Source organism: Ruminococcus sp. B05 (assembly GCF_003628495.1).
Lineage (GTDB): Bacteria > Bacillota > Clostridia > Lachnospirales > Lachnospiraceae > Schaedlerella > Schaedlerella hominis.
This window is the reverse complement of sequence record NZ_RBZR01000048.1, coordinates 1-7,556: the sequence shown is the minus strand read 5'-3', so window position 1 is coordinate 7,556 and position 7,556 is coordinate 1. Positions and strand designations below refer to the sequence as shown.

Genomic DNA, 7,556 nt, shown 5'->3' with positions numbered 1-7,556 from the left:
AAAACAATTATGAAGGTCAGTGGACAGACGGATTGGTTCTGGTGGGTATTTATTGCTGGACTTCCATTTGGAATACATAAAATGCGGTTGATTCTGATTCCGAGAGGAATGGATACCACAGCAACACTTGGGATGGCTGCATTAAGTGTCATCATTGGAGCATTGATTGGAAGTATCATGATTCCAGTGTATGTGATTAGAGCGATATACGTGTTTATACGGTATGTCATTGGAAAATAGAATATTAGATTGATAAGAGGCAGGCTTGCGAAAACAAAAATCGTAAGTCTGCCTCTTTTTTTGTGCTTAAAACCAGGCAATTCAGGGAAAGTCCCTTTTGCAAATATATATTCTTGGAGGATTTTTAATATGAGAGAGCGAATTGAAAGTAAGCATGTAACTAAGGAAATCAAAAGTCAGATGCCAGTAATTCCGGTGGAAATTGTTAAAGAAAGAGGCTGTACGTTCTGCCCGTATTATTTGGGCAATTATGAGAAACAGCCACGCTGTATGATGAAAATCTGTGCCTGGGATGATGAAAATGAGCGTTTCCATCCAGTTCTTCGTGGACTGATTCCATTTTACAAAGAGAAGATGGAAAAAGCAGAAGAGAAGTTCCTGGCAATGAAAAAGATTTACACAACGCTGTTAGGAATGTTTGCCGATGAAATGAAGCAGGAAGAGTTGGAAAAAGATGAATGTTACGGATGTGCCTATGGAAAATGTGGACCATGTATCGGTATTTGTTACAAATCAATGAAAGCATAGGAGGGTTAAGCCAATGAATACAACAGTTATTTCCGGTCGATTGGTAAGAAATCCCGGATACAACGAAGTGGAGAATGAAAAAGGACTTCATAAAATTGCCAAGTTTGTTCTGGCAGTCAGAAGAAATTATTCCGATGAAGTCAGTTTCATTCCGGTAAAAGCTTTTGCAAAGAAAGCAGAATTTGCTAGAGATTATCTGATGCAGGGCACGAAGGTCATGGTGGAAGGCGAGATTGTCACAGGTAATTATGAAGATAAGGATACCGGGAAAAAGATTTATACTACCGAAGTGTATGCAAACCGGATTGAATTCGCAGGTGCAAAAATGGTTGACAGACCACCGTTTCCAGAAGATGCGGAAGGGTTCTTAGAGATCGCAGAGGGCATGGAAGAAGAAATGCCGTTTAGATAGAGGAGGATAAAAGATGGTTTCAGTAGATCAGGCGTATATGGTAGGGCATATGAAAAATGCCGATGGAAGTATCAATAACAAAAATGTAGTGCTGTCAGCAGCATGTGAAGCAGCGGAACTGTTCCAATGCATGATGTCAGTAAATCAGAAACTGGAGGACTGGCAGAGATTTAACCACACCTTGGAGATGCATCTTAGAAGTGTGGAATGTGAGAAAATCCATGATATCTGTCAGGCAGTATATGGAATGAAACATCCGTCCAATGAACTGGAAGGATTGTATCTGGCAAGAGAGGATGAACAGATATGCCTGCTGTACTATCAGGTATTTGTAGGGATGCTGGAAATCAATATCAATTCAGCTGAAGTGCTGTACAAACAGAAGGAGGAAACAATCAATGAGTAAGATGGAGTATATGCCGGTAGATTGTCTGCAGGTGCCGAAGGTGCTGTTCCAGATGGAAAAATACAAAAATCTGTCAAATACAGCAAAGATTTTATACAGCTTATTTCTGGATCGTTTGAAATTTTCGGTGCAGAATGGCTGGCTAGATCATAACGGGGAGCTGTTTGTTATCTATCCGAAAAGCGAAATGAAGAAAGACCTGAATACGACTCGATATGGAGTAGATCAGGCAGTACAGGAACTTGTTAAGATTGGAAAGCTGGTGCGTATTGTTCCAAACAATGGAAAGGCGAACCACTTTTATATCAATGATATTTATGAAAATGAGATGGAGGAAGAATCAATGATGACATTAGACAGAATTATGGCAAATATGCCGATGGAAGAAAGAGAAATTATCATGGACAAGATGGTGGCAGCATCCAGAGATATTCTGGAAACAATTGCGGATATGGGATATCTGGATGAATATGAGACACCACTGACTCCTATGGAAGAGCGGGGCTATTACGATGAAGAAGGTAATCTTGATATTGATGCCATAGAAGCCGATGGCTATGAGTTTGGTATGGATCTGGCATTTGGCGTGTTATCTGTATTTGATGGAAAGCCTGAACGTGTACTGGAAATTCAGAAATATGTAAATGAACAGTATGAGTGCTGCTCTAATAAGAAGTTTATGAAAGTTCTGGAAACGATCGCACGAATGAATGGAAACGAGGAGGTTTATATCGAGGATATGTATGCCTGCAATAAAGAAGCAAGGAATTATTATCTGAGTGAGTTAATGATGTGCTTCAATTTTGTGTTTAATGAGATGTGTCATGGAACAGGCAGTGCAGCAGGGTGTGATTTTAATAATAAGGAAGAATAGGAAATAAGCTATGGCAGATTTTGAATATTTCAGAGCAGAAGAATCTGACCAGTTTTCTTTCTTTCGGATACCAAAAGCTCTGTTCACAGAAAAAGAGTTTGCAAGCCTGTCCACAGATGCAAAGCTCCTTTATGGAATCCTGCTTGATCGAATCAGCCTATCCAAGAAAAATGGCTGGATTGACGGTGATGGTTATGTCTATATCATTTACACGATTGCAGAATTGCAGGAGCTGTTGCGAATGTCGCATACGACAGTGACAAAGCTTCTTTATGAGCTTGACAGTGTGCATGGGATTGGATTGATTGAACGGTATCGGCAGGGGAATAATCGTCCCTCTGTCATATACGTGAAAAATTTTGTGAAACGGATTAGAGGAAAGCCCGTAAGATACTTTGCTTCTGGAACGCCAGAAACTGGAAATCCGGACTGCAAGGAATTGGAAATCCGGATTGCAAGAAACTGGAAGTCCGGAACGCAAAAAAATAGAAGTCCGGACTGCAAGAATCTGGATGGAAGTAATACTAAGGTAAATAAGACTGAAAAGAATCATACTGATAAGAGTAAGGGCAATACTCCCGCTCTGGAAGAAAAATTCAGTCAGTATGGTAGATTTAAAAATGTTGTTCTGTCGGAAGCTGAACTGCAGGAGTTGATGACAATATTTCCATGGGATTATCAGAAACGGATTGATCATCTTTCTGTTTATATGAAATCCAGTGGAAAAGAGTATCAGAATCATTTTGCAACAATCTGTCTTTGGGCAGAACGGGATGGCGCCAGGGCAGGAATTGACAAATATGAATTTCAGGAAGGAGAAAGCCTGTGATGGAAAATAAAGTAACAGCAGATTATCTGGATGAAGAGGGATGTCTTCATTGTGGCATCTGTGGAAAAAGAAAACAGATGAAAGTCAGCCTGATGGGATTTGAGCATGTAGTGTCTTGTTTGTGCGAATGCGAGGTGAAAGTCAGACAGGAACTGGATGAAAAGATGCAGCGGGAAGAAGCACAGCGACTGCTTTATCAGAGAAAATCCGTCGGACTTCGGGAAAGAAGATTCTGGGAATGGAAATTTGAAAAAGACAATGGAAGCAACCAGAAGATACTAATCGCCAGGCAGTATGTAGAAAACTGGGCAGATATGAAGAGGAAAAATGTAGGATTGCTTTTGATGGGACCAGTTGGAACTGGGAAAAGTTTCTTTGCAGGCTGTATTGCAAATGCACTTTTGGAACAGGGAGAACGTGTCATGATGACAAATTTTTCCATGATCTTAAATGAAATGACCAGCTATCAGGCAGACAAGAATCAGATCATACAAAATCTTGTGGATTATCCGCTGCTGATTATTGATGATTTAGGCATAGAACGAAATTCCGAGTTTGCTTTGGAGCAGGTCTATAATGTGATAGACAGCCGTTATTGTAAAATGCTTCCGCTGATCGTAACAACGAATCTGGGACTGAATGAAATGAAATCCACAGATTTGGATACTGCCCATCAGCGTATTTACAGTAGAATACTTGAAATGTGTGTTCCCATCTATTGTGGTGGAGAAGATAAGAGAAAAGAAGAAGGGACAGAAAAACTCGTACAGGTGCAGAACCTGATTACCGGTTAATCTGTCTTTTTTCATTAAAGGGGGTGATTGCCATGATTACAGATCTGGACAGCAGTTGAATCGCTGAAAGGAGGGAAAAGTCATGCAGGAAGAGGTAACTCAGAAAACGGTCACGTTCTGTATTCGGGCAACTAAGATTACAGCAGACCTGTTGAAAAAGGTTCTTGTTGCGTATCTGCGACATCAGAAGCAGAAATCAGTAGAGAAGAAAGCACAGAAAAATCAGCCGAAACAGGGAAAGGTCACGGTAAAAGAGCTGGCAAAACAGAATGCCGGGATGGTCAATATCGAGATCACGGACAAAAATATCAAGTCCTTTGAACGGTATGCCAGAAAATACGGGATCAATTATGCTCTGAAAAAAGACAAGAGCAAAGATCCTCCGGTTTATCTGGTATTTTTCAAGGGACGTGATCAGGATGCCCTCAATGCTGCTTTCCGTGAGTTTTCCCAGAAACAGATTCAAAAAGCGAATAAGCCTTCCATTCATAAGCGTCTTGCAGCTTACCGGGCAATGATGCCAAAGAAGACGAAGGACAAAGTAAAGAACCGGCATCAGGAGCAGAGTCGATGAAAAAGAAAAGCGGCAAAACTCTGATGCAGAAGTGGAAGATTAAAATCGGGGGTAAGCTGTCCGCCCTGGATAAAAAGAAACTGGTTCTTACAAATATCCCTTATGCTCTGGCTGCTTTCTATGCAGACCGGGCATTTTTTCTTTACCGGAACAGTCCGGGAGAAGATATGGGGAACAAACTTTTATATGCAATGGATCACGCAGACCGGATTTTTGCTGGTTTTGTGTTAAGCAATAACTGGAAAGATCTGCTAGCAGGTATTGTTGTTGCAGTCGTTCTGAAAGTGTTGGTCTGGCAGAAACAGGCAGACGCAAAGAAATTACGGAAAGGCATCGAGTATGGTTCAGCTAGATGGGGAACCGCAGAGGATATCAAGCCTTATATGTCGGAAGATCCATGGATGAACATTCCATTGACAGCAACAGAAGCACTGACTATGGAAAGCAGACCGAAGCAGCCGAAGTATGCAAGAAATAAAAATATAGTGGTCATTGGCGGCAGTGGTTCCGGTAAGACACGTTTTTTCGTAAAACCATCGGTCATGCAGATGAACTGTTCCATGGTCATTACAGATCCGAAAGGCACTTTGATTGAAGAGTGTGGGAAGATGTTAGCAAAGGGACCACCTAAGAAAGATAAGAATGGAAATATCATGAAAGATAAATCTGGAAAAGTGGTACATGAGCCATATGTGATTAAGGTTCTGAATACCATCAATTTTTCCAAGTCCCTTCATTACAATCCGTTTGCTTATATACGATCTGAAAAAGATATCTTAAAGCTGGTGACGACAATTATTGCCAATACCAAAGGGGAAGGTGAAAAATCTTCGGAAGATTTTTGGGTGAAAGCAGAGAAATTGCTGTATACAGCACTGATTGCTTTTATCTGGTATGAAGGGGATGAAGAGGAAAAGAATTTGAATACCCTTCTGGATCTTTTGAATGAAAGTGAAACCCGTGAAGAGGATGAAACTTACCAGAATCCAGTGGATATGATGTTCCAGGAACTGGAAGAAAGAGATCCGCAGCATTTTGCGGTCAGACAGTATAAAAAATACAAAATGGCCGCCGGCAAAACTGCCAAAAGTATTCTTATTTCCTGTGGTGCGAGGCTGGCACCATTTGATATCGCAGAACTTCGTGAGATCATGTCTTATGATGAAATGGAACTGGATAAGATTGGGGACAGGAAAACAGCCTTGTTTTTGATTATGTCAGATACAGATACAACCTTTAACTTTGTGATTGCCATGTTACAGTCACAGCTTTTCAATCTGCTTTGTGACAAGGCAGATGATGAATATGGAGGAAGACTTCCGGTGCATGTGCGTGTCATCGCTGATGAGTTTGCTAACATCGGGCAAATTCCTCAGTTTGACAAGCTGATTGCAACTATCCGAAGCAGGGAAATCTCTGCTTCTATTATTTTGCAGTCACAGAGTCAGCTAAAGGCAATGTATAAGGATAGTGCAGATACCATTCTGGGTAACTGTGATACTACACTATTTCTTGGTGGAAAAGAGAAAACTACCTTAAAGGAAATGAGTGAACTTCTGGGTAAGGAAACCATTGATCTGTATAACACTTCGGAAACGAGGAGCAATCAGAAGTCCTTTGGATTGAATTACCAGAAAACAGGCAAACAGCTGATGACAGAAGATGAGATTGCAGTCATGGATGGAGGAAAATGTATCCTGCAGATTCGTGGTGCCAGACCATTTTTCTCAGACAAATATGATATCACGAAACACAAAAATTATCGGTTTCTTGCAGATGAAAATGAGAAAAACCGATACAAAGTAGAAAAAGAGTTAAACCCGCAGTACACACCGAAACCCGAAGAAGAGGTGGAGGTAATTCAGGTGGAGCTGTCGGAGTAACCATGGGAATGAACGAAAAATAATGAGGAAAGGAATAACTGACATTAGGTGCGCCGGCTTTTTAGTCGGTGTTTTTTCATTCCCGTAAACACCTGAAAGAGGTCAGTTTTGGTGAATGTATATGGCATTTTTTAGCAGTGCAATTACAACTTTAAAAACTCTTGTAGTCGCAATCGGCGCAGGTCTTGGCGTGTGGGGTGTCGTAAACCTTCTGGAAGGATATGGAAATGACAATCCCGGCGCTAAGAGCCAGGGCATCAAACAGCTGATGGCTGGTGCCGGAATCATGCTGCTGGGAACTACCCTGATTCCACAGCTGGCAACATTGTTCTCTTAAGAGGAGTGGTAGATGAACACCATCATTGAGAGAATTACGGAAGCGATAAAGGATATCCTGATCGGGCTTATCAAGTCAAGTTTGGATAACATGTTCACGTCTGTCAATGAGCAGGTGGGAACCATAGCCGGGCAGGTGGGGCAGACACCGCAGGGATGGAATGCAGGGATTTTTAATCTGATTCAGAATATATCCCAAACGGTGATTGTCCCCATTGCGGGACTGATCATCACCTTTGTCCTGTGCTATGAATTGATCACGATGGTAACACAAAAAAACAATTTCCATGAATTTGAGACTTATAACATTTTCCTCTGGATCTTCAAAGCGTATGTAGCCATTTATCTGGTGACAAATACGTTCAATATCACGATGGCGGTCTTTGATGTTGGCCAGCATGTGGTCAACAATGCCGCCGGGGTGATATCAGGAAACACTGCGGTGGATGCAACAGAAGCAATTTCACGGATTGTGGATGCCCTGGAGGATATGGAGTTAGGGGATTTGTTCCTGCTATCCATGGAAACGATGTTAATCAGTGTTACCATGCACATTCTGTCAATTATCATTACGGTAATCTTGTACGGAAGAATGATAGAAATTTACCGCGCGTCCAGAAGCGCCGCTTTTCATCCAAAGGCAGTGCGCGGACATTTTGGGAATCCGGCTTTAGCAAGCC

At 41.6% G+C, this 7,556-nt stretch carries 11 protein-coding genes; all 11 read left to right on the top strand.

Going from position 1 to position 7,556, the window contains the following annotated elements:
- A partial coding sequence (locus tag D8Q48_RS16705; RefSeq protein WP_121057145.1) for a DUF6050 family protein occupies positions 1 to 240 on the top strand: 240 nt, incomplete at its 5' end.
- Positions 241 to 369: 129 nt separating this feature from the next.
- Complete coding sequence (locus D8Q48_RS16700) at positions 370 to 768, top strand: hypothetical protein (RefSeq protein ID WP_012744319.1); 399 nt, start codon at positions 370 to 372, stop codon at positions 766 to 768.
- 13 nt (positions 769 to 781) lie between these two features.
- Positions 782 to 1,180: a single-stranded DNA-binding protein gene (locus D8Q48_RS16695; protein WP_121057338.1), complete on the top strand. Its 399-nt coding sequence runs from the start codon at positions 782 to 784 to the stop codon at positions 1,178 to 1,180.
- Between the two features lie 13 nt (positions 1,181 to 1,193).
- Positions 1,194 to 1,586: a hypothetical protein gene (locus tag D8Q48_RS16690; protein WP_055154714.1), complete on the top strand. Its 393-nt coding sequence runs from the start codon at positions 1,194 to 1,196 to the stop codon at positions 1,584 to 1,586.
- Positions 1,579 to 2,460: a replication initiator protein A gene (locus tag D8Q48_RS16685; protein WP_121057335.1), complete on the top strand. Its 882-nt coding sequence runs from the start codon at positions 1,579 to 1,581 to the stop codon at positions 2,458 to 2,460. The genes D8Q48_RS16690 and D8Q48_RS16685 overlap by 8 nt, the downstream gene beginning before the upstream one ends.
- 10 nt (positions 2,461 to 2,470) lie before the next feature.
- Positions 2,471 to 3,289, top strand: a complete 819-nt coding sequence (locus D8Q48_RS16680) for a replication initiator protein A (RefSeq protein ID WP_121057333.1) — start codon at positions 2,471 to 2,473, stop codon at positions 3,287 to 3,289.
- Positions 3,289 to 4,083: an ATP-binding protein gene (locus D8Q48_RS16675; RefSeq protein WP_121057332.1), complete on the top strand. Its 795-nt coding sequence runs from the start codon at positions 3,289 to 3,291 to the stop codon at positions 4,081 to 4,083. The genes D8Q48_RS16680 and D8Q48_RS16675 overlap by 1 nt, the downstream gene beginning before the upstream one ends.
- A gap of 82 nt (positions 4,084 to 4,165) precedes the next feature.
- Positions 4,166 to 4,657: a PcfB family protein gene (locus D8Q48_RS16670; RefSeq protein ID WP_008371518.1), complete on the top strand. Its 492-nt coding sequence runs from the start codon at positions 4,166 to 4,168 to the stop codon at positions 4,655 to 4,657.
- A 23-nt stretch (positions 4,658 to 4,680) separates the two neighbouring features.
- Positions 4,681 to 6,540 (top strand): VirD4-like conjugal transfer protein, CD1115 family, encoded by a 1,860-nt coding sequence (locus D8Q48_RS16665; RefSeq protein WP_330514750.1) that lies wholly within the window; start codon positions 4,681 to 4,683, stop codon positions 6,538 to 6,540.
- Between the two features lie 121 nt (positions 6,541 to 6,661).
- A complete protein-coding gene (locus D8Q48_RS16660) occupies positions 6,662 to 6,877 on the top strand; it encodes a Maff2 family mobile element protein (protein ID WP_017144663.1) in 216 nt (71 codons plus the stop codon).
- A gap of 12 nt (positions 6,878 to 6,889) precedes the next feature.
- Positions 6,890 to 7,556: VirB6/TrbL-like conjugal transfer protein, CD1112 family (locus D8Q48_RS16655; RefSeq protein WP_243116332.1), on the top strand; the 667-nt coding region annotated here is incomplete at its 3' end.

Bases quoted from the DNA above. Each gene is read 5' to 3' on its own strand.
- D8Q48_RS16700 (WP_012744319.1), top strand. From the start codon at position 370: ATGAGAGAGCGAATTGAAAGTAAGCATGTAACTAAGGAAATCAAAAGT.
- D8Q48_RS16660 (WP_017144663.1), top strand. From the start codon at position 6,662: ATGGCATTTTTTAGCAGTGCAATTACAACTTTAAAAACTCTTGTAGTC.
- D8Q48_RS16675 (WP_121057332.1), top strand. From the start codon at position 3,289: ATGGAAAATAAAGTAACAGCAGATTATCTGGATGAAGAGGGATGTCTT.
- D8Q48_RS16680 (WP_121057333.1), top strand. From the start codon at position 2,471: ATGGCAGATTTTGAATATTTCAGAGCAGAAGAATCTGACCAGTTTTCT.
- D8Q48_RS16695 (WP_121057338.1), top strand. From the start codon at position 782: ATGAATACAACAGTTATTTCCGGTCGATTGGTAAGAAATCCCGGATAC.
- D8Q48_RS16685 (WP_121057335.1), top strand. From the start codon at position 1,579: ATGAGTAAGATGGAGTATATGCCGGTAGATTGTCTGCAGGTGCCGAAG.
- D8Q48_RS16670 (WP_008371518.1), top strand. From the start codon at position 4,166: ATGCAGGAAGAGGTAACTCAGAAAACGGTCACGTTCTGTATTCGGGCA.
- D8Q48_RS16665 (WP_330514750.1), top strand. From the start codon at position 4,681: ATGCAGAAGTGGAAGATTAAAATCGGGGGTAAGCTGTCCGCCCTGGAT.
- D8Q48_RS16690 (WP_055154714.1), top strand. From the start codon at position 1,194: ATGGTTTCAGTAGATCAGGCGTATATGGTAGGGCATATGAAAAATGCC.